This is a genomic window from Pseudacidovorax sp. RU35E (genome assembly GCF_900156165.1).
In the GTDB taxonomy this organism is placed as follows: domain Bacteria; phylum Pseudomonadota; class Gammaproteobacteria; order Burkholderiales; family Burkholderiaceae_C; genus Xenophilus.
The window spans coordinates 1-24,780 of sequence record NZ_FTMY01000010.1; the positions used below are offsets into that span (position 1 = coordinate 1).

A 24,780-nucleotide genomic window follows, 5' to 3' on the forward strand; every position below is an offset into this window, starting at 1 on the left:
CAGGGCGACCTGCATGATTTCCTTGGTGATGCCCTGGATCTTGATGTCCATCTGCAGGGCCGTGATGCCGTTGGTCGTGCCGGCCACCTTGAAGTCCATGTCGCCCAGATGATCTTCATCGCCCAGGATGTCGGTCAGCACGGCGAACTTGTTGCCGTCCTTGATCAGGCCCATGGCGATGCCGGCCACGTGCGCCTTCAGCGGCACGCCGGCGTCCATCATCGACAGGCAGCCGCCGCACACCGAGGCCATCGACGAGGAGCCGTTGGATTCGGTGATCTCGCTGACCACGCGGATGGTGTAGGGGAACTCGTCCTTCTGCGGCAGCACGGCCACCAGGGCGCGCTTGGCCAGACGGCCGTGGCCCACTTCGCGACGCTTGGTGGAGCCCATGCGGCCCACTTCGCCGGTGGCGAAAGGAGGCATGTTGTAGTGGAACAGGAAGCGGTCCTCGAACTCGCCGGCCAGCGCGTCGATGCGCTGCGCGTCGCGCTCGGTGCCCAGGGTGGTCACGACCAGCGCCTGCGTCTCGCCGCGGGTGAACAGGGCCGAGCCGTGCGTACGGGGCAGCACGCTGTTGCGGATCTCGATGGGGCGCACGGTGCGCGTGTCGCGGCCGTCGATGCGGGGCTCGCCCTGCAGGATCTGGCTGCGCACGATGTTGGCTTCGATCGCGAACAGCAGGTCGCTGACCTTGCCGGCATCGAATTCGGCGCCATCGGCCTTCAGCGCTTCGAAGACGCTGGCATTGGCTTCACGCAGGGCCTGCGTGCGGGCCTGCTTGCTGCGGATCTGGTAGACGGCGCGCAGCTTCTCTTCGGCCAGGCCCTTGATCTTGGATTCGAAGGCGTCGTCCTTGGCTTCGGGGGCCCAGGTGCCGTTCTCGGTCCACAACGGCTTGCCGGCTTCGCGGGTCAGCTGGTGGATGGCCTCGATGGCGATCTTGCCCTGCTCGTGGCCGAAGACCACGGCGCCCAGCATGATCTCTTCGGACAGTTGCAGCGCTTCGGATTCGACCATCAGCACGGCGGCTTCGGTGCCGGCGACCACCAGGTCCATCTGCGAGTCGGCACGGGCGGTCTTGCCCGGGTTCAGCACATACTGGCCGTTGATGTAGCCCACGCGCGCGGCGCCGATGGGGCCGCTGAACGGAATGCCCGAGACCGACAGGGCGGCGCTCACGGCGATCATGGCGGCGATGTCGGCGTCGACTTCGGGGTTGAGCGACAGCGTGTGGATGACCACGTGCACTTCGTTCAGGAAGCCTTCGGGGAACAGCGGGCGGATCGGGCGGTCGATCAGGCGGCTGGTCAGCGTCTCGAGTTCGCTGGGCTTGGCTTCGCGCTTGAAGAAGCTGCCGGGGATCTTGCCCGCGGCGTAGGTCTTCTCGATGTAGTCGACGGTCAGCGGGAAGAAGTCCTGGCCGGGCTTGGCCGACTTGGAGGCGACGACGGTGGCAAGCACCACGGTGCCGTCGATGTCCACCAGCACGGCGCCGGTGGCCTGGCGGGCGATCTCGCCGGTTTCCATGACGACGGTCTTGTCGCCCCACTGGAAGCTCTTGGTGACTTTGTTGAAGAGGCTCATGCTCTGCTCCTTGGGTGATGCGGTGCTGGCGTCGAGGCCGGCCCGCGGGTGGCGGAGTGCAGGTGCGGAACACGATGCCATTCCAGCGGGGCCCTTGCGCAAGGGGCCTGTTGGAATGACACAGCTTCGATCCGTTCTGCGGTCTCCGAAGTTAAAAACGCCTGAGCTAGCGGGCTAACTCAGGCGTTCGTGCGATGCGAAGCGGCTTACTTGCGCAGGCCCAGCTTGGCGATCAGGGCGGTGTAGCGCTCGGCGTCCTTGGACTTCAGGTAGTCCAGCAGCTTGCGGCGGCGGCTCACCATGCGCAGCAGGCCGCGGCGACCGTGGTGGTCCTTGGCATGCTGCTTGAAGTGGGGGGTCAGCTCGTTGATGCGAGCCGTCAGCAGGGCGACCTGCACTTCGGGACTGCCGGTGTCGTTGGCAGCACGGGCATTGGCCTTGACGACCTCGGCCTTCTTTTCGAAAGAAATCATGATGATGTGTCCTGTGATTCCCGACCGGGTGCGGCCTGCGGGGTTGAAACGCAGAGCCGTGGGCACGGGGTTGTTGACTTGCGACACTCCCTGGAACCGGGGATGCCGTGGAGCTTTGCAACGCGCAAAGCCTTGAAATTCTAGCAGTTTCTGGTCAGCCAGCCCGAAAGCCGCTCCACGCCCTGCACCAGTCGGCCCGTGTCGCGCGAGGCGAAGCACCAGCGCAGCCAGCCCTGGGCCTCGGGCGCGAAGGCATTGCCGGGGGCCAGGCCCAGGCCGGCTTCGGTCACCAGCCGCTTGGCCAGCGCCAGCGAATCGGCCGCGCCCTCGACCTGGAAGAATGCGTACATGCCGCCCTTGGCGGCCGACACCTTCAGACCCGGCAGGCCCTGCAGCAGCGGCACCAGCGTGTCGCGGCAGGACTGCAGGTGCGCCACCACCCGCGGCGTGATCTCCGCCTCGTGCGCCAGGGCAGCGATGCCGGCGCGCTGGCTGAACACGCTGGCGCAGGAGGTGTTGAACTCGATCAGCTTGCCCACCGCGTCCAGCAGCGTCGGCGGCACCACCAGCCAACCCAGGCGCCAGCCGGTCATCAGGAAGCTCTTCGAGAAGCTGTGCGCCACCAACAGCCGGTCGTCGGCGGTGGCGATGTCCAGGAAGCTGGGCGCGCAGCCGTTGGCGGTGTCGCCGGCGTAGTAGAGGCGCTCATACACCTCGTCGGCCAGGATCCAGGTGCCGGTCGCACGGCAGTGGTCCAGGATGGCCTGCTGTTCGGCGCGGGTCAGCGTCCAGCCGGTGGGGTTGTTGGGCGCGTTCAGGATCAGCAAGCGGGTGGCGGGCGTCACCGCGGCGCGCAGCGCGTCCAGGTCCAGAGTCCAGGTGCCGTCCACCGGCGCGAGCGGCAGGCAGCGCACCGTGGCGCCCAGGATGGCCGGTTGCGCCGTCAGGTTGGGCCAGACCGGCGTCACCGCCACCACCTCGTCGCCCGGGTCCACCAGCGCCTGCACGGCGATCATGAGCGCACTGACGCCGCCGGAAGTGACCGCGATGCGCTCCATGCCCACGGCCGGATGCAGCCGCGAGGCATAGCGGGCGATGGCCTCGCGCAGCTCGGGCAGGCCCAGGTTGTGGGCATAGAAGGTCTCGCCGCGTTCGATGGAGTCGATGGCGGCCCGGCGCACCGGCTCGGGCGTGACTTCGTCGCTCTCGCCGAACCAGAAGGCCAGCACGTCGCTGCGGCCCATGCCGGCGTTGGCGACTTCGCGGATCTTGGAGGCTTCGAGGTTGTCGATGGCTTGGCGCATGGGTGTCCTCGGGATCAAGGCCGCTGCATGCGGCAGGTGGTGGGGAGCTCGGCCACTTCAGGCGCGATGTCCTTGATGACGCGGAAGCCGTAGCCCGAGCCTTCGACGTCGAAGCTCACGCCCGGGGTGCCCTGGCGGTCCATCAGGCCCACGACCAGCGGCTGCTGGAACTGGTGGTCCGCCGCACGCATGCGCCCGCTGCGGCCGGCGAGCGACACCTTAGCGCTCTCCAGCTTGGTGGCGACGGCGGCCGCCTCGGTGCTGCCGGCCTGGGCGATGGACTGCGCCAGCGCCTCGATCATCAGCTGCATGCGCATGTGCACATAGTCGTCCGCCGGGTTCGGGAAGCGCGCGCGGAAGCTCTTGTAGAAGGCCGCCGACTCCGGCGTCGGCACGTTCGGCAGCCAGTCGGCCACCGCGATCACCTTGCCCACGCCGGCCTCGCCCAGGGCGGCCGGCGCGCCCAGGGCGTTGCCGTAGAAGGTGTAGAACTTGCCCTCGAAACCGACCTCGCGCGCCGCCTTGACCAGCAGCGTCAGGTCGTTGCCCCAGTTGCCGGTGAACACGGCCTGAGCGCCACTGGCCTTGATCTTCACGGCATAGGGCGCGAAATCCTTGACCTTGCCCATGGGGTGCAGCTCCTCGCCCACGATGCGCACGTCCGGCCGCAGCTCGGCGATGCGTCGGCGGCTTTCACGCAGCACGGCCTGGCCGAAGCTGTAGTCCTGCCCGATCAGGTAGGCGCTGCCCACGCCGCGGTCTTCCTTGAACACGGCCATCAGCGCCGCCACGCGCATGTCGGCATGGGCATCGAAGCGGAAGTGCCAGAAGCTGCAGCGCTCGTTGGTGAGGATCGGGTCCACCGCCGAGTAGTTGAGGAAGAGCAGGCGCCGGCGCGGGGCGCGCTCGTTGTGCTTGTCCACCGCATCCAGGATGGCCGCAGCGGTGGCCGAGGAGTTGCCCTGCAGTACCGCCTGCGCGCCGTTGTCGATGGCGGAGCGCAAAGCGGACAGCGCCTCTTCGGTCTGCCCCTTGCTGTCGTAGCGGTCCAGCTGCAGCAAACGCGCACCGCCTGGCAGCGGAACGCCACCGCGCGCGTTGACGCGCTCCACGGCCCAAAGCAGGTTGCGGAACACGGCCTCGCCCGTGTTGGCGAAGGGGCCGCTCAGGCTCTCGACCAGCGCAAGGCGGATGGGCGCCCCACCCTGCGCGCGGGCCACGCCGCCGAGGGTGGATGCACATAGCGCCGCCGCGCCGCTTTTCAAGACGCGACGGCGAGAAATAAAGGTCTGGGACATGCTCTTGAAAGCCGCTGGGAGGGTGCCTAGATAGGCCTCAAGCGGCACTCACGACTGAAAGGCCGCGCAGTGTAAGGGGCGCATCGTGCGCCTCTGGATCGACCCTCTTTCAGACTGGAGAAACACATGCTGTTCGCACCCGCCATCCGTTCCGCCGCCCTCGCCTCGCCCCGCAGCTTCGACCGCGGCTTCGAGCGCTTCGTCAACGACGCCTTCTTCCCGACCGCCCGCGGCGTGCAGGTCGAAAGCACCGAGCAGGGCTGGACCCTGAGCCTGGACGTGCCCGGCATCGCCCGTGAAGACCTGGGCGTGGGCATCGAGGGCCAGGTGGTGCGCATCGAGACCCGCGCCGAAGCCAAGCGCCAGTACAAGGCCGCCTACGAACTCCCGCAGGAGATCGACGCTGGCGCCAGCGAAGCCAAGCTGGAGAACGGCGTGCTGACCCTGAAGCTGGCCCGCCTCGCGCCGGTGAGCAAGGTCACGCAGCTGAGCATCGCCTGAGTCTTGCGTTGGACGGGGGCGCTCAGCGCGCCCCATGAAGAACGGCCTCCTCGGAGGCCGCTTCTTCGTGGTCAGCGCAGGCGCTGCATGCGTGTCGCTCAGCCGGCCCGCGCGAAGGCGGCGGCCTCGGCCACCCGCGCCGCATCCGGCCGCACGCCCGTGTAGAGCGCGAACTGCTCCACCGCCTGCAACACCATCACCTCCTCGCCCGTGATCACGGGCCGGCCCAGCCGGCGCGCAGCGCGCACCAGCGGTGTCTCGGAGGGCAGGGCCACGACGTCGAACACCCAGGCCGCCTCGGCGATCAGTGCATCGGGAAAGGCCTGCGCCTCGGACTCCGGCGCACCGGCCATGCCCAGCGGCGTGACGTTGACCAGCACCGCACCGGGCGCCTTCTCCGGCAACTCGGCCAGCCACTGCAGCCCATGCAGATTGGCCACCGCCCGGCCGCTGTCGGCATTGCGCGCCACCAGTGTGCCGGGGCCCAGGCCATGGTCGACCAGGGCCGCGGCCACCGCCCGACCCATGCCTCCGCTGCCACGCAGCACGAAGGGCGTGCCCGCTGGCACGCCATGCGACTTCAGCAGTGCCGCGACCGCGATGTAGTCGGTGTTGTAGGCCACCAGCCGCCCGTCCGTGTTGACGATGGTGTTGACCGACTGCAGCCGCGCGGCCGAGGGCGTCAGCTCGTCGAGCAGCGGGATGCAGGCCTCCTTGAAGGGCATGGAAACCGCGCAGCCCCGCACGCCCAGCGCGCGCACGCCGCCGATGGCGGCGGGCAGATCGGTGGTGCTGAAGGCCTTGTACACATAGTCCAGGCCGAGGGCCTGGTAGAGGTGGTTGTGCAGCCGGGTGCCGAAATTGCTCGGCCGGCCCGACAGCGACATGCACAGTCGGGTGTCGCGGCTGAGGGTCAGGCGCATGTCCTTCGCAGCACTCATGGATGGCTCTCCTTGGAAATCAGGCGGCGCAGCTTAACGCGCCAAAAAAAGGCGGCGGGCCCGCGCATGCACAGGCCCGCCGCTGGCGGAGGAAAGCGGCGCGCGCGATCAGGCCGCTGCCACCACCACCTTCTTCTTGAACGCGCCCAGCGCCAGCGCCGTCACCACGCTGCCGATCAGGATGGCCAGCGCGTACAGGACGACATGGTTGACCGCATTGGGAATGGCCAGCACGAACACGCCGCCGTGCGGCGCCTGCAGGGCGATGCCCCACATCATCGACAGCGCACCGGCAGTTGCCGAGCCCAGCACGCAGGCCGGGATCACGCGCAGCGGATCGCGCGCCACGTAGGGAATCGCGCCCTCGGTGATGAAGGCCAGGCCCAGCACCGCGGCGGCCTTGCTGGCCTCGCGCTCGTCGGGCGTGAAGCGGCTGGCGAACAGGCGGCAGGCCAGCGCGATGCCCAACGGCGGCACCATGCCGGCGGCCATGGCGGCGGCCATCGGCGTGGCCACGCCCGAGGCGATCAGCGTGGTGGAGAACACATAGGCCGCCTTGTTGATCGGCCCGCCCATGTCGGCCGCCATCATGGCGCCCAGAGTGATGCCCAGCAGCACGGCGCTGCTGGTCTGCATGCCCTTGAGCCAGTCGGTCAGCGCCGCCATGATGGCCGCCACCGGCTGGCCGATGACCAGCATCATGGCCACGCCCGTGATGGCAGCGCCCAGCAGCGGCAGCAGCAGCACCGGCTTGAGGCCCTCCAGTCCGCGCGGCAGGCGGATCCAGCGGTTGAGCGCATTGACCGAATAGCCGGCGATGAAGCCGGCCGCGATGCCGCCCAGGAAGCCCGCGCCCACCGTGCCCGCCAGCAGGCCGCCGATCATGCCGGGCGCGATGCCGGGCCGGTCGGCGATGGAGAAGGCGATGTAGCCGGCCAGCGCCGGCACCATCAGCGCGAAGCCGCCCTTGGCGCCGATCTGGAACAGCGTCCAGCCCAGCGTGCCCTTGTGCGCGTCGTCGTAGACATAGATGCCGCCCAGCGCGAAGGCCAGCGCGATCAGCAGGCCGCCCGCCACCACGAAGGGCAGCATGAAGGAGACGCCGGTCATCAGGTGCTTGTAGGGACCGGTGGCCGCCACCTTGCCCGCTGGCTTGGCACCGGCCGCGGAACCGGAAGCTGCAGCTGCGCCCTCCCCGCCCCAGACGGCCGCCTCGGCCTGCGCCTTGGCGATCAGGCCCTGCGCATCGTGGATGGCGGCCTTGGTGCCCGAGGAATGCAGGCGCTTGCCGGCGAAGCGGCTGCGGTCCACCTGGGTGTCGGCGGCGATCAGCACCAGGTCGGCCTCGGCGATGGCCTGGGCGCCCAGCGTGTTCTGCGCGCCGACCGAGCCCTGCGTCTCCACCTGGATCTGATGACCCAGCGCCTTGGCGCCCTGCTCCAGCGCCTCGGCGGCCATGAAGGTGTGGGCCACGCCGGTGGGGCAGGAGGTGATGGCGACGATCTTCAGCGGCCTTGCCGCTGCGGCTGCTACGGCTGTCATGGGCGCCGCGGCAACAGGCGCCGAAGCCGGCGCGCCGGCCAGGGCCAGCGCCTGGCGCAGCACGGCGCCGGCATCGCGGAACACGGCGTCGGGCGCCACGTCCAGCACGCGGCCGGCGGGCAGCGCGCTGCGGTCCACGGCGGCACCGGCGTCGGCCGCCACGATGACAGCCGAGGCCTGGGCGAGTTCGGCGGGCGAGAGCTTGCCCTGGGTGCCGAGCGAGCTATGCACCTGCAGCTTCAGGTCGTGCCCGAGCTGGCGGGCGGCGTCGGCCAGCACCTCGCCCAGCATGAAGCTGTGGGCGGGGCCGGCCTGGCTGGCGGCAATGGCGATGAGTGAGGCCATGGTGTCTCCTGGCGGGGTCTTGGTGGGGTGAGTGACAGAAGGGAAAACGGAATCTGGAATGAGGTGCGAGCGGGCTTTGGCGCCGGTCAGACCGGCTGCAGCGCGATGCGCGCGGCCAGGGCCTCGATCTCGGCGCGCGGCGGCAGGCCGGGCGCGATGCGCTGGATGCGGGCGGCGGCGCAGGCCATGCCGAAGACGCCGGCCTCGGGGAAGGCCTGGCCGTCGACCAGCGCCGCCAGCGTGCCGGCCACCAGCGCATCGCCAGCACCGACGGTGGTGGCCACCGGCACGCGCGGCGGCAGGGCCAGCCAGCAGCCGCCCTCGCCCGCGATGACGGCGCCGTCGCCGCCCAGCGAGACGACCACCAGCCCCACGCCGCGCGCGCGCAGCGCCAGCGCGGCGCGCGCCACGTCGGCCGCCGCAGGCAGCGGCTGGCCGACCAGCTCTTCCAGCTCGGCGCGGTTGGGTTTGAGGAAGTCGGGCGCGGCCGGCAGCCGGTCGAGCAGCTCGCCCAGCACCTTGCCGCCGGTGTCCACCATCAGGCGGGCGCCGCGGGCGCGCAGTGCCTCGGCCAGGCGCACGAGGCTGTCGACGCCCACGCCGGGCGGCAGGCTTCCGGCCAGGGTGCACCAGGTGCCCTCGCCCACCAGCGGCGCCAGGCGCGCCAGCAGCGCGGCCTCGGCCTGCGCGGTGGCGTCGGTGTCGAAGGCGATGCCGGCCAGGTTGATGTCGGTGCTGTCGCCGCGCGCGGCGTCGGCCAGCTTGATGTTGGTGCGGGTGCGGCCCGGCACACGCACCATGGCGTCGGCGATGCCGCGCTCGGCGAAGGCGCGCTCGAAGCGCTGCGGGTTCTGGTCGCCCAGCCAGCCCGATGCCGCCGTGCGCAGGCCCAGCGCGGCGGCGACGGCCGCGACGCCGATGCCCTTGCCGCCGGCCTCGAACTGCTCGGCCCGGGCGCGGTGCACGGCGCCGGGCTCCAGCCGGTCGAGCGAGACGGTGTGGTCGATCGCCGGGTTGGGCGTGACCGTGATCAGCTGCATCGCGGTGGGCGTCATGCCGCCACCTCGTCGCCGGCCGGCGCGGTGTCGCGCAGCTGGGCGGCCAGGGCGCGCACGGCGTCGCCGTCGTCCATGTCCAGCGCCGCGCGGGCCAGGGCCTGCAACTCGGCCAGGCTGTGGCGGCGCAGCAGGGCCTTGACGCCGGCGATGTCGCCCACGCTCATGCTCAGTTCCTGCACGCCCAGGCCGGCCAGCAGGGCCGCGCCCAGCGGCTCGCCGGCCAGGCCGCCGCACACGCCCACCCAGCGACCGTGGCGGCGGGCGCCTTCCACCGTCTGGGCGATCAGCCGCAGCACGGCCGGATGCAGGCTGTCGGCCATGGTGGCCAGCTGCGGATGCTGGCGGTCCACCGCCAGCGCGTACTGCGTCAGGTCGTTGGTGCCGATGGAGAAGAAGTCCACATGCGCCGCCAGCCGGTCGGCCATCATGGCGGCGGAAGGCACCTCGATCATGATGCCCACCGGGATGCGCCGGCCGCCCTGCTCGGGCGCCAGGCCCAGCGACTGCTGCACCTCGGCCAAGCGCTCGCGCAGGCGGCGCACTTCGTCGAGCGTGCTGATCATGGGGAACATCAGCGACAGCGGCCCGTCCTGCGCGGCGCGCACCAGGGCGCGCAGCTGCGGCAGCATCAGGTCGTCGCGGGCCAGGCACAGGCGAGCGCCACGCAGGCCCAGGAAGGGGTTCTCTTCCACCGGCAAATCCAGGTGCGGCACCTGCTTGTCGCCGCCGATGTCCAGCGTGCGCACGATCAGCGGCCGGCCGCCCAGGGCGCGCACCATGTCGCGGTAGACGGCGTACTGCTCTTCCTCGTCGGGCACGTGGTCGCGCTCCAGGAAGAGGAATTCGGTGCGCATCAGGCCGACGCTTTCGGCGCCATGGTCCAGCGCCTTGGCCACCTGCTCGGGCTTGTTGATATTGGCGGCGATCTCCAGGCCGTGGCCGTCCAACGTGGTCACGGGCTGCAGGCGGCTGCGGGCCTCCTCGGCCTGTCGGCGGGCCAGGCGGTCGATCATGGCCTGGACCTCGGCCAGGGCCTCGTCGCTGGGGCCGATGTGCAGCTGGCCGCGGTAACCGTCGAGGATGGCGCGCTCGCCGCTGCGGGCGGCCAGCACGGCCGGGCCGGCGGCCACCACGGCCGGCAGGCCCAGGGCGCGCGCCAGGATGGCCGTGTGGGCGGTCGGGCCGCCGCGGGCGGTGCAGAAGCCCTTGACGCGCTGCACGTCGATCTGCGCCGTGACGGAGGGCGACAGGTCGTCGGCCAGCAGCAGGCTGTCGGCCGGCCAGCGCGACGGGTCCTGCCCGGCGGCGCCGGCCTCGCCCACCAGGGCGCGCAGCACGCGGTCGCCCACGTCCTGCAGGTCGGCGGCGCGGGCGGCCAGCACCGGGTCGGCCACGGCGCGCTGCGCCGCCACATGGCCGGCCAGCGCATGGCGCCAGGACCAGGCGGCGCCGTGGCCCTGCACCACCAGGCGGGTGGCGTCGCGCAGCAGGTCGGCGTGGGCCAGGATCTGGCGATGCGCCTCGAAGATGCCGGCCTGCTCGGCGGCGTTCTTGCGGCGGGCGCCTTCGGCCAGGTCGATCAGTTCGGCCTCGGCGGCGGCCAGGGCCGCGTCGAGCGCCGCAGCGGCGGCGGCCACGCCCTGGCCGGGCTGGTCGGCCACCTCCAGCGCGGGGGCGTCGGCCATCACCAGCGTGCCGATCACGAGGCCAGGGCTGGCCGCGATGCCGCCGATGTGCTGGCGCGCCTCGGGCTGCCAGCCGGCCAGTTCGCGGCCCAGGCCGTGGGCCTGCTTCTCGCGGGCGGCGGCCTGCTCGGCCTGGCGTTTTTCGTCCTGCGCCAGGCGCACGATCACGTCCTTGAGGGCGGCCAGCGCCTGCGCGGCATCCGGGCCGGCGGCCGAAATGCGCAGGCGCGCGCCGCGGCCTGCGCCCAGGCCCAGCAGCGCGGGCATGCTGCGCGCATCGGCCACGGTGTCGCCATGGCGCACGCGCAGCTCGGCCAGGAAGCGCGAAGCCACCTGCGCCCACTGCGTGGCGGGCCGGGCATGCAGGCCGTTCGGGTAGTCGAGCACCACGTCCTGGGCCATCGGCAGGTCTTCGGGCACGGCGGTGGCGACGGGCGCGGCGCCGTCGCGGGTCAGGGCGGCCACGATGTCGTCGGCATTGCCGGTGGCGGCCAGGCCTTCGAGGCGCTGGCCATCGGCCATCAGCCGGGTCAGGCGACGCAGCACGGCGATGTGCTGGTCGGAGGCGGCGGCCACCGCCACCACGAGCTGCACGCGGTGGTCGGGCGCGTCCCAGGCGACGCCGCCCGGAATCTGCACCACGGCCAGGCCGGTGCGGCGCACCAGGCCCTTGTCTTCCACCATGCCATGAGGCACGGCCAGGCCGCGGCCCATGTAGGTGGTGGCGACCTGCTCGCGCCGCAGCAGGCTGTCGGCATAGGCGGGGTCGCAGAAGCCGGCCTGGACCAGCAGGGTGCCGGCGGCGCGAATGGCGGCCTCACGGTCGGCGACCGCGGCGGCGAGTTGGACTTGCACGGGTAGATCCATACCGTCTCCTGTAAATTTTGGAATCGATACCAATGGCGGAATTATCGAAGTGGGTGCTTGGCTGTCCATCGAAACCCGCTGATTTGCCTCAAAAATCAGGGTAAACACTGAGATTGAGGTCTTGAAATCTGGGCGGCAGTTTCCGACTCAGAATGCAGAATCCTGGTAACGATTCCAGTCATTTGACATGACACAGCCACTTTCCCACCGCCAGAGCGCCAGCATCAAGGATGTCGCCGAGCGCGCCGGTGCCTCCACCACCACTGTCTCGCGGGTCCTGAGCCATCCCGAGGCGGTGCGGCCCGACCTGCGCCAGCGGGTGCAGCAGGCCATCGACGAACTGGGCTACCGGCCCAACCTGGCCGCACGGCGTCTGCGGCAGCAGCGGGCCTCGCTGATCGGGCTGATCGTCTCGGACATCCGCAACCCCTTCTTCACCGAGATCAGCCGGGCGGTGGAGGACATCGCCTACCGCCACGGCCTGCGCCTGATCCTGTGCAACAGCGACGAAGACCCGGCCAAGGAACAGTCGTACCTGGAGCTGATGGCCGACGAGCAGGCCAGCGGCGTGATCCTCTCGCCCACGTTGGAGCTGACGCGGCGATTCCGCGCCGGGCAGCACCCCTTTCCGGTGGTGATGGTCGACCGGGCGCCCGAAGGCAGCACGCCCAGCGATCTGGTGCTGCTGGACAACGCCCCCGCCGCCCGCCGCCTGACCGAGCACCTGATCGCCCAGGGCTGCCGACGCATCGCGCTGCTGGCCGGCTCGCGCAGCAGCACCGGCCGCGAGCGCCAGGCCGGCTATGAGGCCGCCATGCGCGAGGCAGGCCTGGCCCCGCAGGTGGTGGCCCTGCGTCCCCTCGCGGCCGAAGGCCAGGCGGCCGCCGCCACGCTGCTGGCCCAGGCCGAGCGCCCGGACGCCTTGCTGGCCACCAACGGTCTTCTTTTGTTAGGGGCCTGGAAGGCGGTGCGCGAGGCCGGCCTGGCCATGCCGGAGGACGTGGCCATCGCCGGCTTCGACAACAACGACTGGACCACTCTGCCCGAGCCCGCCGTCACCGTGATGGCCCAGCCCACCGCCGACATCGGCCGCACCGCGGCCGAACTGCTGCTGCAGCGCATGGCCGAACCCGGCCGGCCGCCGCGGCGCATCGTGCTCGAAGGCGAACTGCTGGTGCGCGGCTCGAGCGTGCTCAGGCCGTCGGCGACGGTTGCGCCGCCTCGGCCAGCGCATCCAGCGGCCAGCGCGGCTTGACGTCGAAGGCGTAGCGCGCCTCCGGCTGCGACAGGCCGGACTGGATGCGCATGGCCGCCGCCAGGGCGATCATGGCGCCGTTGTCGGTGCACAGCGCCAGTTCCGGGTAGTGAACGCGTACCTTGCGCTTGGCGCAGGCGGCATCCAGTTGCTCGCGCAGCAGCCGGTTGGCGCCCACGCCGCCGGCCACCACCAGGCGCTTGAGGCCGGTACGCTCCAGCGCCGCGAGCGACTTGCGCACCAGCACCTCGACGATGGCCGCCTGGGTCGATGCGGCCAGGTCGGCCTTGCGCGCTTCCAGTTCGGTGCCGAGCTTCTTCGTCTGCGTGAGCACCGCCGTCTTGAGGCCGGCGAAGGAAAAGTCCAGGTCGCCGCTGTGCAGCAGCGGACGCGGCAGCTTGAAGGTCTGGGCATCGCCGCCCTCGGCCAGCTTCGACAGCCAGGGCCCGCCGGGATAGGGCAGGCCCATCAGCTTGGCGCTCTTGTCGAAGGCCTCGCCGGCGGCGTCGTCGATGGTCTCGCCCAGCAGCTCGTAGCGCCCGACGCCTTCCACCCGCATCAGCTGCGTGTGGCCGCCGGACACCAGCAGGGCCACGAAGGGGAACTGCGGCGGGTCGGCACTGAGGAAGGGCGAGAGCAGGTGCCCCTCGAGGTGGTGCACGCCCAGCACCGGCCGGCCCAGCGCCGCGCCCAGGGCGCAGGCCACGCCCGCGCCCACCAGCAGCGCGCCGGCCAGGCCGGGGCCGCGGGTGAAAGCGACGACGTCGATGTCGGCCCGCGTCCACCCGGCTTCGGTCAGCACAGCCTCGGTGAGGGGCAGCACGCGGCGGATGTGGTCGCGGCTGGCCAGCTCGGGCACCACGCCGCCGTAGGCCTGGTGCATGGCGATCTGGCTGTGCAGGGCGTGGGCCGCCAGGCGCGGCACGCCGCCGTCGGCCAGGGTCTCGACGAGGGCCACGCCCGTTTCGTCGCAGGAGGATTCGATGCCCAGGATGCGCATCGCGGCAGTGTAGGCGGCGCTTCTGCGCAGGACCGGGCGGCAACCCCATGCCCCTGCGCCGGCCCGGCGCGCAAGGCCGGCCGTCGGCAGGGTCGCCCGCCGAGGGGCATGGAATTTGCGGCATGCTCTCGCCCCCCGCGTTTTTCTGCTTCATTGCCGCCTCACCCATGACGACCAGCCTTGGCTTCCTGATCGCCGCCCGCCGTTGCGAGATCGACGAGCTCGACCAGCTCGCCCGCACCAGCGAGCTGGTGGGCACGCTGGGCCGGCTGGTGCATGCGCTGCAGCGCGAGCGCGGCATCACCAATGTCTTCCTGGGCTCGGGCGGCCAGCGCTTCGCCGCCGAGCGCGCCGCGCAGGTGGCCGACTGCCTGGCCCGGGAACAGCAGGTCCGCGCCGCCCTCGATCCGCTGGTGGACGACCCGCGGCGGCTGGCCGGCGGCGCGCGGCTCTTTCCCCGCGTCGCCTATGTGCTGCAGGGGCTGGACGCCCTGCCCGGCCTGCGCGCGCGCATCGAAGGCCTGGCCGTGGGGCCCGACCTGGCCACCGCCGCCTTCGTGAAGCTGATCGCCGGCCTGCTGGCGGTGGTGTTCGAGGCGGCCGACGGCGCCACCGACCCGGACATCTCGCGCTGGCTGGTCGCCATGTTCAATTTCATGCAGGGCAAGGAGTTCGCCGGCCAGGAGCGCGCCTTCGGCGCCGCCGCCTTCCTGCGCGGCGGCAACGACGACGCCCAGCGCCAGCAGTGGCTGCACCTGATCGAATCGCAGGAGCGCTGCTTCGGCCTGTTCTGCGAGTTCAGCGACGAGACGCTGCGCACCCAGTGGCAGGCCAGCCAGGCGCCGGCCCAGTTGGCCGAGCTGGAACGCCTGCGCCGCATCGGCTGCACCTCGCCGGCCGGCACGGTGCTGGACGCCAACCTCAGCCCGCTGTGGTTCGAGGGCTGCACGCGCCGCATCGACGCCATGCAGGCCATCGAGGACGGCCTGGCGTGCGAACTGCGCGCGCTGTGCGGCCACAAGATCGGGCAGGCCCGCGCCGAGCTCCAGCGCTACGAGGCGCTGCAGGCCGAGGCCGTGACGCCCGGCGACTTCTTCGCCGACGCCGCGGCCGAGACCGCCGAAGCCCCCGCCGCCGGCTACGGCCGCAACCTCGAGCGCTCGGTGCTGCAGATGGTGCAGGAGCAGTCGCGCCGCCTCCAGGCCATGAACGACGAACTGCAGACCGTGCGCGCCTCGCTCAACGAGCGCAAGGTGGTCGAGCGCGCCAAGGGCTTGCTGATGGCCCACCGCCAGCTCAGCGAGGAAGAGGCGCACAAAATGCTGCGCCAGACCGCCATGAACCAGAACCGCCGGCTGGTGGATGTGGCGGAGTCGGTGCTGGCCATGGCCGACTTCCTGCCGCTGGGCGGCAGCGCCTCGCGCTGAGCCGGGCCCCTGCCCAGCCGCGCCCCAGGTTGACACAGACCCGGCGCTGACGCCCGCACCGCAGCTGCTTTTGGTGCACAGCAGCAATCCGCGGTGCACGTCCGTGGCGCATGGCGGTTGCCTCGGGGACGCCTGCAGCAGTGGGCTCGGCAAGCCCTCTCCGGCCCTTCTCCCTCTGACGACGCCACCTTGGACCGCGCACCGGCCCATCCTGGCACACCGCTTGCGTAGTCCTGACCACAGACCGGAAACGGTCGTCCGGCAGGCGGCGCCCAAAGGCGGGCACGGCAGGCCGGACACAGGACAAAGGCGTCCTCTCCCGCTGGCTCCATGGCATGCACCGCATGCGATGGGCCCGGCGCGGCGAGGACGCCTTTTTGTTTTCCCCCTTCGCTGCCCCTCTTGCCCCGGAGTCTGCCCATGACCGACGCCCACCGCCCCGCCCCGCTGAGCCGCCGCCGCGTGCTGCAGGCCGCCGCCGCCAGCGCCCTGACCATCGACCCTGCCCTGCGCGCCTGCGTCTGGGCCCAGGGCTCTGACAAGCCCGAGAAGGAGGAGGTCAAGATCGGCTTCATCCCGCTGACCGATTGCGCGAGCGTCGTGATGGCCTCGGTGCTGGGCATCGACAAGAAGTACGGCGTGAAGATCGTCCCGAGCAAGGAAGCCAGCTGGGCCGGCGTGCGCGACAAGCTGGTCAATGGCGATCTGGACTTCGCCCACGTGCTCTACGGCCTGGTCTACGGCGTGCACCTCGGCATCGGCGGCCCCAAGAAGGACATGGCCGTGCTCATGACCCTCAACAACAACGGCCAGGCCATCACGCTGTCCAAGAAGCTGGCCGACAAGGGTGCGGTGGACGGCGCTTCGCTCGCCAAGCTGATGGCCGCCGACAAGCGCGAATACACCTTCGCCCAGACCTTCCCCACCGGCACCCATGCCATGTGGCTGTACTACTGGCTGGCGGCCAACGGCATCAACCCGATGAAGGACGCCAAGTCCATCGTGGTGCCGCCGCCGCAGATGGTGGCCAACATGCGCGTGGGCAACATGGACGGCTTCTGCGTCGGCGAGCCGTGGGGCCACCGCGCCATCATGGACGGCATCGGCATCACAGCCGTGACCACGCAGGACATCTGGAAGGACCATCCCGAGAAGGTGCTGGGCACGTCCGCCGACTTCGTCAAGAAGTACCCCAACACGGCCCGCGCCGTGACGGCAGCCATCCTGGAGGCGGGCAAGTGGATCGACGGCGGCCTCTCGAACAAGAACAAGATGGCCGAGACCATCGCCGAGAAGAGCTACGTCAACACCAGCGTGGACGCCATCAACCAGCGCATCCTGGGCCGCTACCAGAATGGCCTGGGCAAGACCTGGGACGACCCGAACTACATGAAGTTCTACAACGACGGCGCGGTGAACTTCCCCTACCTCTCGGACGGCATGTGGTTCCTCACCCAGCACAAGCGCTGGGGCCTGCTCAAGGAGCACCCGGACTACCTGAAGGTGGCCACCGAGATCAACCGCATCGACATCTATAAGCAGGCCGCCGCCGCCACCAAGACGCCGGTGCCCGCCAGCCCGATGCGCAGCAGCAAGCTCATCGACGGCGTGGTGTGGGACGGCAAGGAGCCGGCCAAGTACGCCGATTCGTTCAAGGTCCGCGCCTGAGGCCGCACCCTCCATCCACCAGGAGCCCATCACCATGGTTGCCGCCGTCTTCCATCTTCCGCGCGAGGCCGACATCGCGGCCCCGTCCCCGTCCGTGCATGTGCCGGCCAAGCCGCTGACCGTGGCGTCTGCGCCCGACGCGCCCGTTGCCCCGGCTGCGCCCGCCCAGCCGGCCAAGGCCGCGCGAGCCCCGCGCGACTTCAGCGGCCTGTGGCTGCGCATCGTCCCGCCGCTGCTGGGCTTCGGCCTGCTGCTGCTGGTGTGGGAGCTGGTGGCCGCGCGCAGCGGCGGCAGCTTTCCGGGCCCGGCCGAGACCTGGAAGCAGGCGGTGCAGGTCTTCGCCGACCCGTTCTACAGCAACGGCCCCAACGACCAGGGCGTGGGCTGGAACGTGCTGGCCTCGCTGCAGCGCGTGGCGGTGGGCTTCGGCCTGGCGGCGCTGGTGGGCATTCCGGCGGGCTTCGCCGTCGGCCGCTCGGTGTTCCTGGCGCGCATGTTCAATCCGCTGATCAGCCTGCTGCGCCCGGTGTCGCCGCTGGCCTGGCTGCCCATCGGCCTGCTGGTGTTCAAGGGCGCCAACCCGGCCGCCATCTGGACCATCTTCATCTGCTCGATCTGGCCGATGGTCATCAACACCGCGGTGGGCGTGCAGCGCGTGCCGCAGGACTACATGAACGTGGCCCGCGTGCTGGACCTGTCGGAATGGAAGATCCTCACCCGCATCCTGTTCCCCGCCGTGCTGCCCTACATGCTGACCGGCGTGCGCCTGGCCGTGGGCACCGCCTGGCTTGTGATCGTGGCCGCAGAGATGCTGACCGGCGGCGTGGGCATCGGCTTCTGGGTGTGGGACGAGTGGAACAACCTCAACGTCAAGAACATCATCATCGCCATCTTCGTGATCGGCATCGTGGGCCTGCTGCTGGAGATGGCCCTGGTCAAGCTCGCCACCGCATTCACCTTCGAAGAGGTCAAGTCGTGAACACCGCCGTTTCCACCGCTACCTCCACTGCCGCAGACGCCAGGTTCATCCAGATCCAGGGCGTCGAGCAGGCCTTCAAGACGCCCAAGGGCCGCTTCGTCGCGCTGCAGGGCATCGACCTGACCGTCGCCAAGGGCGAGTTCGTGGCACTGATCGGCCACTCCGGCTGCGGCAAGAGCACGCTGCTGAACCTGATCGCCGGCCTGACGCGGCCCACGCAGGGCGCGCTGCTGTGCGCCAACAAGGAGATCGCCGGCCCCGGCCCCGAGCGCGCGGTGGTCTTCCAGAACCATTCGCTCCTGCCCTGGCTGACCTGCTTCGAGAACATCTACCTGGGCGTGGAGCGCGTCTTCGGCGCCTCCGAGTCCAAGGCACAGCTGCGCCAGCGCACCACCGACGCCCTTGCGCTGGTGGGACTGACGCCTGCCACCCACAAGCGGCCCGGCGAGATCTCCGGCGGCATGAAGCAACGCGTGGGCATCGCCCGCGCCCTGGCCATGGAGCCCAAGGTGCTGCTGATGGACGAGCCCTTCGGCGCCCTCGACGCCCTGACCCGCGCCAAGCTGCAGGACGAGCTGCTGGCCATCGTGCAGAAGACGCAGAGCACCGTGGTCATGGTCACGCACGACGTGGACGAGGCCGTGCTGCTGTCCGACAAGATCGTGATGATGACCAACGGCCCGGCCGCCACCATCGGCGAAGTGCTGGCGGTCGACCTGCCCCGCCCGCGCAACCGCGTCGAGCTGGCCGAAGACCGCGACTACGTGCACTACCGCAAGGCGGTGATCGACTTCCTCTACACCCGCCAGGGCCACGTGGAGAAGCAGGCCGCCTGAGGGCCGCCCCGCGGGAATACGGCACGCAGGAGACAGGGATGCGGCAGAAACTGGTGGTGATCGGCAACGGCATGGCCGGCATGCGCACGGTGCAGGAGCTGCTGGCCATCGCGCCAGGGCTCTACGACATCACTGTCTTCGGCGCCGAGCCGCATCCGCACTACAACCGCATCCTGCTGTCGCCGGTGCTGGCCGGCGAGCGCAGCCTGCAGGACATCGTGCTGAACGACTGGGACTGGTACCGCGAGCAGGGCATCACCCTGCATGCGGGCCGTACCGTCACGCAGGTGGACCGCGCCCGCCGCATCGTGCGCGCCGACGACGGCACCGAGGCCGCCTACGACCGGCTGCTGCTGGCCACCGGCTCCCAACCCGTGCTGCTGCCGGTGCCGGGCGCCGGCTTGCGCGGCGTGCTCGCCCACCGCGACATCGCCGACACCGAGGCCATGATCGAGGCCGCCCGCACACACCGCCATGCCGTGGTGATCGGCGGCGGCGTGCTGGGGCTGGAGGCCGCCAGCGGCCTGGCCCGGCGCGGCATGGCCGTGACGGTGGTGCACCGCAACGACTGGCTGATGGAGCGCCAGCTCGACGCCGAGGCCGCCACGCTGCTGCGCCAGACGCTGGAAACACAACAAGGCCTGAACTTCCGCCTGGGCGCGCAGACCGAGGCGCTGCTGGACGACGGCCAGGGCCGCGTGCGCGCGGTGCGCCTGACGGACGGCAGCGAGCTGCCCGCGGACCTGGTGGTGATGGCCATCGGCATCCGGCCGCACATCGCGCTGGCGCAGCAGATGCGCCTGCATTGCGAGCGCGGCATCGTGGTCAGCGACACGCTGCAGACCGTCACCGACGGCCGCATCTATGCCGTGGGCGAATGCGCCCAGCACCGCGGCGTGGCCTACGGCCTGGTGGCGCCGCTGTTCGAGCAGGGCCGCGTGGCCGCCAACCACCTGGCGCAGATGGGCATCGGCCGCTACGAGGGCAGCACCGTCTCGGCCAAGCTCAAGGTGACGGGCGTGGAACTGCTGTCGGCCGGCGACTTCATGGGCGGCGAAGGCACCGAGCAACTGCTGCTGCGCGACCCCGACAGCGGCGTCTACCGCAAGCTGGTGCTCAAAGACGAGCGGCTGGTCGGCGCCTGCCTTTACGGCGATGCCGAGGGCGGCGGCTGGTACCTGGACCTGCTGCGCGAAGGCCACAGCGTGGCGGGGCTGCGCGAGCAGCTGATCTTCGGGGAGCCCGCCCATGGCTAAGGAAACGCGCTCCACCTGCCCTTACTGCGGCGTGGGCTGCGGACACGCCTGCGGCGGTCCACTTCGCGGCGAATGTGAACACCGCAGCCTGTCCCTGTCGAGCCATGTCTGAAACGAAATCCACCTGTCCCTACTGCGGCGTGGGCTGCGGTGTGGTGATCCAGACCGAAGGCGACCGCATCACCGGCGTGCGCGGCGATCCGTCCCACCCCGCCAACTTCGGCCGCCTGTGCACCAAGGGCAGCACGCTGCACCTGACGGCATCGCCCACCATCTCGCAGCAGGCGCGGCTGCTGGCACCGGCGCTGCGCCCCAAGCGCGGCGAGACGCCCCAGGCCATCGGCTGGAACGAGGCCCTGGACCTGGCAGCCGAACGCTTCGCCCACGTGATCGCCGAAGACGGGCCCGACGCCGTGGGCTTCTACCTCTCGGGCCAGCTCCTCACCGAGGACTACTACGTCTTCAACAAGCTGGCCAAGGGCCTCGTCGGCACCAACAACCTGGACACCAACTCGCGCCTGTGCATGAGCAGCGCCGTGGCCGGCTACAAGAAGACGCTGGGCGCCGACGCCCCGCCCGCCTGCTACGACGACGTGAAGGACGCCGGCTGCCTGTTCGTCGCCGGCAGCAATGCGGCCTGGGCCCATCCCATCTTCTTCCGCCGCATCGAGGAAGCGAAGCGTGCCAACCCCGCCATGAAGATCGTGGTGGTCGACCCACGCCGCACCGACACCTGCGAAATCGCCGACATGCACCTGGCCCTTCAGCCAGGCAGCGACGTGATGCTCTTTCACGGCCTGCTGCACGTGATGCTGCGCGAGGGCTGGACCGACGTCGCCTTCATCGCCGCCCACACCCAGGGCTTCGAAGCGCTACGCGAGACGGTGCGTGACTGCACGCCCGAGCGCGTGGCCGAGGTCTGCGGCCTGGCCGTGGCCGACATCGAGCAGGCCGCACGGCTCTTCGCCACCGGCGGCAGCGGCGATGTGGCGCATCGTGCGCCCACGCTCAGCCTCTACTGCATGGGCCTGAACCAGTCCTCGCACGGCACGGACAAGAACGCGGCGCTCATCAACCTGCACCTGGCCACCGGCCAGATCGGCCAACCGGGCGCCGGGCCCTTCTCGCTCACCGGCCAGCCCAATGCCATGGGCGGGCGCGAGGTGGGCGGCCTGTCGAACCTGCTGCCGGCCCACCGCGACATGGCCAATGCCGCGCACCGGGCCGAGGTGGCCGCCTTCTGGGGCGTGCCGGCCATCCCGGCCACGCCGGGCCTGAGCGCCATCGAGATGTTCCGCGCCGCCGCCGAAGGCCGGGTGCGCGCGCTGTGGATCGCGTGCACCAACCCGGCCCAGTCCATGCCCGACCAGGCGCTGGTGCGCCGGGCCCTGGAACGCTGCGAATTCGTCGTGCTGCAGGAGGCCTTCGCCACCACCGCCACCGCGGGCTTCGCCGACCTGCTGCTGCCCGCCACCACCTGGGGCGAGAAGGACGGCACGGTCACCAACAGCGAGCGGCGCATCTCGCGCGTGCGGCCCGCCGTGCCAGCGCCGGGCGAGGCGCGCCATGACTGGGCCATCGCGGCCGACTTCGGCCAGCGGCTGCAATCGCGGCTGGCCCTGCAGGCACGGGCGCCCGCCACGCCCGCCCTCACCGCCTACGACACGCCCGAGCAGGTCTGGAACGAACACCGCGCCACCACCCGTGGCCGCGACCTCGACATCACCGGCCTCTCCTACCCCCTGCTGGACGAACTCGGCCCGCAGCAGTGGCCCATGCCCGAAGGGCAGGCGGCCGGCACGGCGCGCCTGTACCAGGACGGCGTCTTCGCCACGCCCGACGGCCGCGCCCGCTTCAGCCCCGAGCCCTGGCGCCCGCTGGCCGAGGCACGCGATGCCGACTGGCCCTATTCCCTCAACACCGGCCGCCTGCGCGACCAGTGGCATGGCATGAGCCGCACCGGCACGCTGGGCCGCCTCTTCGGCCATGTGGCCGAACCGGCGCTGCAGATGGCGCCGCAGGACATGGCCCGCGAAGGCCTGGCGGCGGGCGACCTGGTCGAGGTCGCCTCCCGCCGCGGCAGCGCGGTGCTGCCGGTGCAGCCCGATGCCACGCTGGCGCCGGCGCAGACCTTCCTCGCCATGCACTGGGGCGAGGAATTCCTCGGCGGCCGGGACGCGCAGGGTCGCGAGATGACCGGCGTCAACGGCCTGACGACGCCCACCTTCTGCCCCACCTCCAAGCAGCCCGAACTCAAGCACGCGGCCGTACGCATCCGCCGCGCGGCCCTGCCCTGGACGCTGCTGGGCATCGCCTGGCTGCCGGCCGACCGGGCGCTGGCCGTGCGGCAGGCATTGCGCGAGGCGGCGCGCGACCTGCGCTTCGTCAGCTGCGTGCCCTTCGGCGACGAGGGTGCGGGCGGCGGCGAAGGCGGCGTGCTGCTGCGCGCCGCGGCCGATGCGCCGCCACCGGCCGCGCTGGTGGACCGCATCGAAGCCCTGCTCGGCCTGTGCGACGGCCAGGCCCTGCGCTATGCCGACCCGGCCCGGGGCCACCGCCGCGCGGTGCGGCTGCAGCGCGATGGCGAGCAGGCCCATGTGCGCGCCGTGCTGCTGGCCGGCGACACGCGGGCCGAGGGCTGGCTCAAGACCCTGATCCAGGACCGGCTGCCGGCGCAGGACTTCGGGCGCCGCCTGCTCTCCTACCAGGCCACGCCGCCGGTGGCCGTGGTGTCGCGCGGCAAGACCGTGTGCAACTGCTTCGGCGTGGCCGAACAGGACATTGCCGGCCACCTGGCCGCCTGCGAGGGCAGCGAGGCGGCCCGGCTGTCCAGCCTGCAGCAGGCACTGCGCTGCGGCACCAACTGCGGCTCCTGCGTGCCCGAACTGCGGCGCATGGTGCGCGAGACGCCGGTGCGCCTGCAGCGCCGTGCGGCATAAGCGCCTGCGCATTCCGGCATAAGCGCTGCGGGACAATTCGGACACCCATGGGAAGCATTGCGCACTACATCAAGGACATCGGCCGCGGCGCCCGCGGTGCGAAGCCCCTCGCCCGCGAACAGGCGGCGGACCTCTTCGGCCAGGTGCTGGACGGCAGCGTCACCGACCTGGAGATCGGCGCCTTCTGCCTGGCCATGCGCGTCAAGGGCGAGACCACGCAGGAGATGGCCGGCTTCCTCGACGCCACCCATGCGCGGCTGGCCTGCGTGCAGAGCCTGGCCGGGCCGGTGGTCGTGCTGCCGAGCTACAACGGCGCGCGCCGGTTGCCGGTGCTCACGCCCCTGCTGGCGCTGCTGCTGGCCCGCGAAGGCCTGCCGGTGCTGGTGCACGGCAGCCGCACCGAAAGCAGCCGCGTCACGGCCGCCGAGGTGCTGGCCGAACTGGGCCATGCCGAAGCGACGACGCTCACGCCGCTGGACGCGGGCCAGATCGCCGTGGTCGATACCGGCCTGCTGCATCCCGGCCTCAAGCGCCTGCTGGAGGTGCGCCGCGTGGTCGGCCTGCGCAATGCGGGCCACAGCGTGGTCAAGCTGATGCAGCCGGTGGCCGGCCCGGCGGTGGTAATCGGCAGCTACACCCATCCCGCTTTCGGCACGGTGATGACCGAGCTGTTCGAGCTACTGGGCATGACGGCCATGCTCTCGCGCGGCCTCGAAGGCGAGGTGGTCGTGGACCCGCGCCGCACGCTGCACATCGAAGGCTTCGTGCGCGGCCAGCGCCAGCCGCTGCAGACGCAGCAGCCCGGCACGCTGGCCGAGATCCCGGGCCTGCCGGCCGAACTGGACGCCGCCGTCACCGCCGCCTACACCCGCCGCGTGCTGGCGGGCGAACTGCCCCTTCCCGAAGCGATCGCCGCCCAGGTCGCGCACATCCGCCATCTGGCTGCCCACGCATGAACACGCCCACCAACGCCTCCCGCCCTCTCGGCCGCTGCACCCTCGTCGGTGCTGGCCCTGGAGATCCGGAACTGCTTACCCTGAAGGCCGTGAAGGCCATCCAGGCCGCCACCGTGCTGCTGGTGGACGACCTGGTCAACGACGAGATCCTGCAATGGGCGCGGCCCGACGCGCGCATCGTGCACGTCGGCAAGCGCGGCGGCTGCAAGAGCACGCCGCAGGCCTTCATCGAGAAGCTGATGATCACTGCGGTGCAGGAAGGCGAGACCGTGGTGCGCCTCAAGGGCGGCGACCCCTTCGTCTTTGGCCGCGGCGGCGAGGAGGTCGAACACCTGCGCGAAGCCGGCATCGCCTGCGAGGTGGTCAACGGCATCACCGCCGGCCTGGCCGCCGTCACGGCCCTGGGCGTGCCCCTGACCCACCGCGACCATGCGGCGGGCGTGGTGTTCGTCACGGGCCATGCCAAGACCGGCGCGGCCGACAGCGCCCGCCACGACAGCACCGACTGGGCGGCCCTGGCCGCCACGGCGCGGGGCGCCCGGCTGACGCTGGTGATCTACATGGGCGTGGCTGGCGCGGCCCACATCCAGCAGCAGTTGCTGGCCGGCGGCCTGCCGGCCGCGACGCCGGTGGCGGTGGTGCAGCACGCCAGCCTGCCGCGGCAGCGGCAGATCGTCGCCACGCTGGGCACGCTGGTCCCCGAACTGGCACAGAGCGGCCTGGGCAGTCCGTCCATCATCGTGGTGGGCGACGTGCTGCGCGGCATGGCGGCGGCTGGCGCGCCGGCCGCCTCCCGCTTCGGCACCTGAGCACATCCTCCCCGGCAGCCCACGGGCGGCCTCGCGCAGGCACCCAGCCGTCCG

The 24,780-nt window shown here is 71.2% G+C and carries 18 protein-coding genes and 1 pseudogene; 10 read left to right on the plus strand and 9 right to left on the minus strand.

Annotated elements, in window-relative coordinates; translation table 11 throughout:
- The 4 genes from pnp to BXA03_RS18155 all read right to left on the minus strand — a co-directional run.
- A partial coding sequence (gene pnp, locus BXA03_RS18140) for a polyribonucleotide nucleotidyltransferase (protein WP_076510463.1) occupies window positions 1-1,587 on the minus strand: 1,587 nt, incomplete at its 3' end.
- Window positions 1,588-1,793: 206 nt separating this feature from the next.
- Window positions 1,794-2,060 carry a 30S ribosomal protein S15 gene (rpsO, locus tag BXA03_RS18145; protein ID WP_017756937.1) on the minus strand — a complete coding sequence of 89 codons (267 nt, stop codon included), beginning with the start codon at window positions 2,058-2,060 and terminating at the stop codon, window positions 1,794-1,796.
- Between the two features lie 140 nt (window positions 2,061-2,200).
- Window positions 2,201-3,364 carry a pyridoxal phosphate-dependent aminotransferase gene (locus BXA03_RS18150; protein ID WP_076510465.1) on the minus strand — a complete coding sequence of 388 codons (1,164 nt, stop codon included), beginning with the start codon at window positions 3,362-3,364 and terminating at the stop codon, window positions 2,201-2,203.
- A gap of 14 nt (window positions 3,365-3,378) precedes the next feature.
- A complete protein-coding gene (locus tag BXA03_RS18155) occupies window positions 3,379-4,662 on the minus strand; it encodes a branched-chain amino acid ABC transporter substrate-binding protein (RefSeq protein ID WP_076510466.1) in 1,284 nt (427 codons plus the stop codon).
- Between the two features lie 126 nt (window positions 4,663-4,788).
- Here BXA03_RS18155 and BXA03_RS18160 point away from each other — a divergent pair, with 126 nt between their 5' ends.
- Entirely contained in the window at window positions 4,789-5,163 is a 375-nt protein-coding gene (locus tag BXA03_RS18160) for an Hsp20/alpha crystallin family protein (RefSeq protein ID WP_076510468.1), read from the plus strand.
- 98 nt (window positions 5,164-5,261) lie between these two features.
- Here BXA03_RS18160 and BXA03_RS18165 read toward each other — a convergent pair whose 3' ends face one another.
- From BXA03_RS18165 to ptsP, 4 genes are all read right to left on the minus strand, one after another.
- Complete coding sequence (locus BXA03_RS18165) at window positions 5,262-6,104, minus strand: shikimate 5-dehydrogenase (RefSeq protein ID WP_234983735.1); 843 nt, start codon at window positions 6,102-6,104, stop codon at window positions 5,262-5,264.
- Between the two features lie 108 nt (window positions 6,105-6,212).
- Window positions 6,213-7,991, minus strand: coding sequence for a PTS fructose-like transporter subunit IIB (locus tag BXA03_RS18170; protein ID WP_076510470.1), 1,779 nt, complete (start codon window positions 7,989-7,991; stop codon window positions 6,213-6,215).
- A gap of 86 nt (window positions 7,992-8,077) precedes the next feature.
- Entirely contained in the window at window positions 8,078-9,046 is a 969-nt protein-coding gene (locus BXA03_RS18175) for a 1-phosphofructokinase family hexose kinase (protein WP_083716170.1), read from the minus strand.
- Entirely contained in the window at window positions 9,043-11,601 is a 2,559-nt protein-coding gene (gene ptsP, locus BXA03_RS18180; RefSeq protein WP_076510472.1) for a phosphoenolpyruvate--protein phosphotransferase, read from the minus strand. The genes BXA03_RS18175 and ptsP overlap by 4 nt, the downstream gene beginning before the upstream one ends.
- 187 nt (window positions 11,602-11,788) lie before the next feature.
- On the opposite strand from ptsP, the gene BXA03_RS18185 reads away from it, so the two are divergent.
- Window positions 11,789-12,856: a LacI family DNA-binding transcriptional regulator gene (locus tag BXA03_RS18185; protein WP_076510474.1), complete on the plus strand. Its 1,068-nt coding sequence runs from the start codon at window positions 11,789-11,791 to the stop codon at window positions 12,854-12,856.
- Here BXA03_RS18185 and tsaD read toward each other — a convergent pair.
- Window positions 12,795-13,856, minus strand: a complete 1,062-nt coding sequence (gene tsaD / locus BXA03_RS18190) for a tRNA (adenosine(37)-N6)-threonylcarbamoyltransferase complex transferase subunit TsaD (RefSeq protein ID WP_076510476.1) — start codon at window positions 13,854-13,856, stop codon at window positions 12,795-12,797. The genes BXA03_RS18185 and tsaD overlap by 62 nt on opposite strands.
- Window positions 13,857-14,023: 167 nt before the next feature.
- Between tsaD and BXA03_RS18195 the strand changes: the two genes are divergently transcribed.
- From BXA03_RS18195 to cobA, 8 genes and pseudogenes are all read left to right on the plus strand, one after another.
- Window positions 14,024-15,283 (plus strand): nitrate regulatory protein, encoded by a 1,260-nt coding sequence (locus BXA03_RS18195; RefSeq protein WP_076510764.1) that lies wholly within the window; start codon window positions 14,024-14,026, stop codon window positions 15,281-15,283.
- Between the two features lie 420 nt (window positions 15,284-15,703).
- Window positions 15,704-16,951: a CmpA/NrtA family ABC transporter substrate-binding protein gene (locus tag BXA03_RS18200; protein WP_076510478.1), complete on the plus strand. Its 1,248-nt coding sequence runs from the start codon at window positions 15,704-15,706 to the stop codon at window positions 16,949-16,951.
- Window positions 16,952-16,985: 34 nt separating this feature from the next.
- Window positions 16,986-17,930 (plus strand): nitrate ABC transporter permease, encoded by a 945-nt coding sequence (ntrB, locus tag BXA03_RS18205; RefSeq protein ID WP_076510480.1) that lies wholly within the window; start codon window positions 16,986-16,988, stop codon window positions 17,928-17,930.
- Window positions 17,927-18,766 carry an ABC transporter ATP-binding protein gene (locus tag BXA03_RS18210; protein WP_076510482.1) on the plus strand — a complete coding sequence of 280 codons (840 nt, stop codon included), beginning with the start codon at window positions 17,927-17,929 and terminating at the stop codon, window positions 18,764-18,766. Before ntrB ends, BXA03_RS18210 begins: the two co-directional genes overlap by 4 nt.
- Before the next feature lie 38 nt (window positions 18,767-18,804).
- Window positions 18,805-20,007 (plus strand): annotated as a pseudogene (locus tag BXA03_RS18215) (NAD(P)/FAD-dependent oxidoreductase); the annotation flags it as partial.
- A 119-nt stretch (window positions 20,008-20,126) separates the two neighbouring features.
- Window positions 20,127-22,961 (plus strand): nitrate reductase, encoded by a 2,835-nt coding sequence (locus BXA03_RS18220; protein WP_076510486.1) that lies wholly within the window; start codon window positions 20,127-20,129, stop codon window positions 22,959-22,961.
- 47 nt (window positions 22,962-23,008) lie between these two features.
- Window positions 23,009-23,917: a DNA-binding protein YbiB gene (gene ybiB / locus BXA03_RS18225; protein WP_076510488.1), complete on the plus strand. Its 909-nt coding sequence runs from the start codon at window positions 23,009-23,011 to the stop codon at window positions 23,915-23,917.
- Entirely contained in the window at window positions 23,914-24,726 is an 813-nt protein-coding gene (cobA, locus tag BXA03_RS18230) for a uroporphyrinogen-III C-methyltransferase (RefSeq protein ID WP_076510490.1), read from the plus strand. The genes ybiB and cobA overlap by 4 nt, the downstream gene beginning before the upstream one ends.
- Window positions 24,727-24,780: the final 54 nt, after the last annotated feature.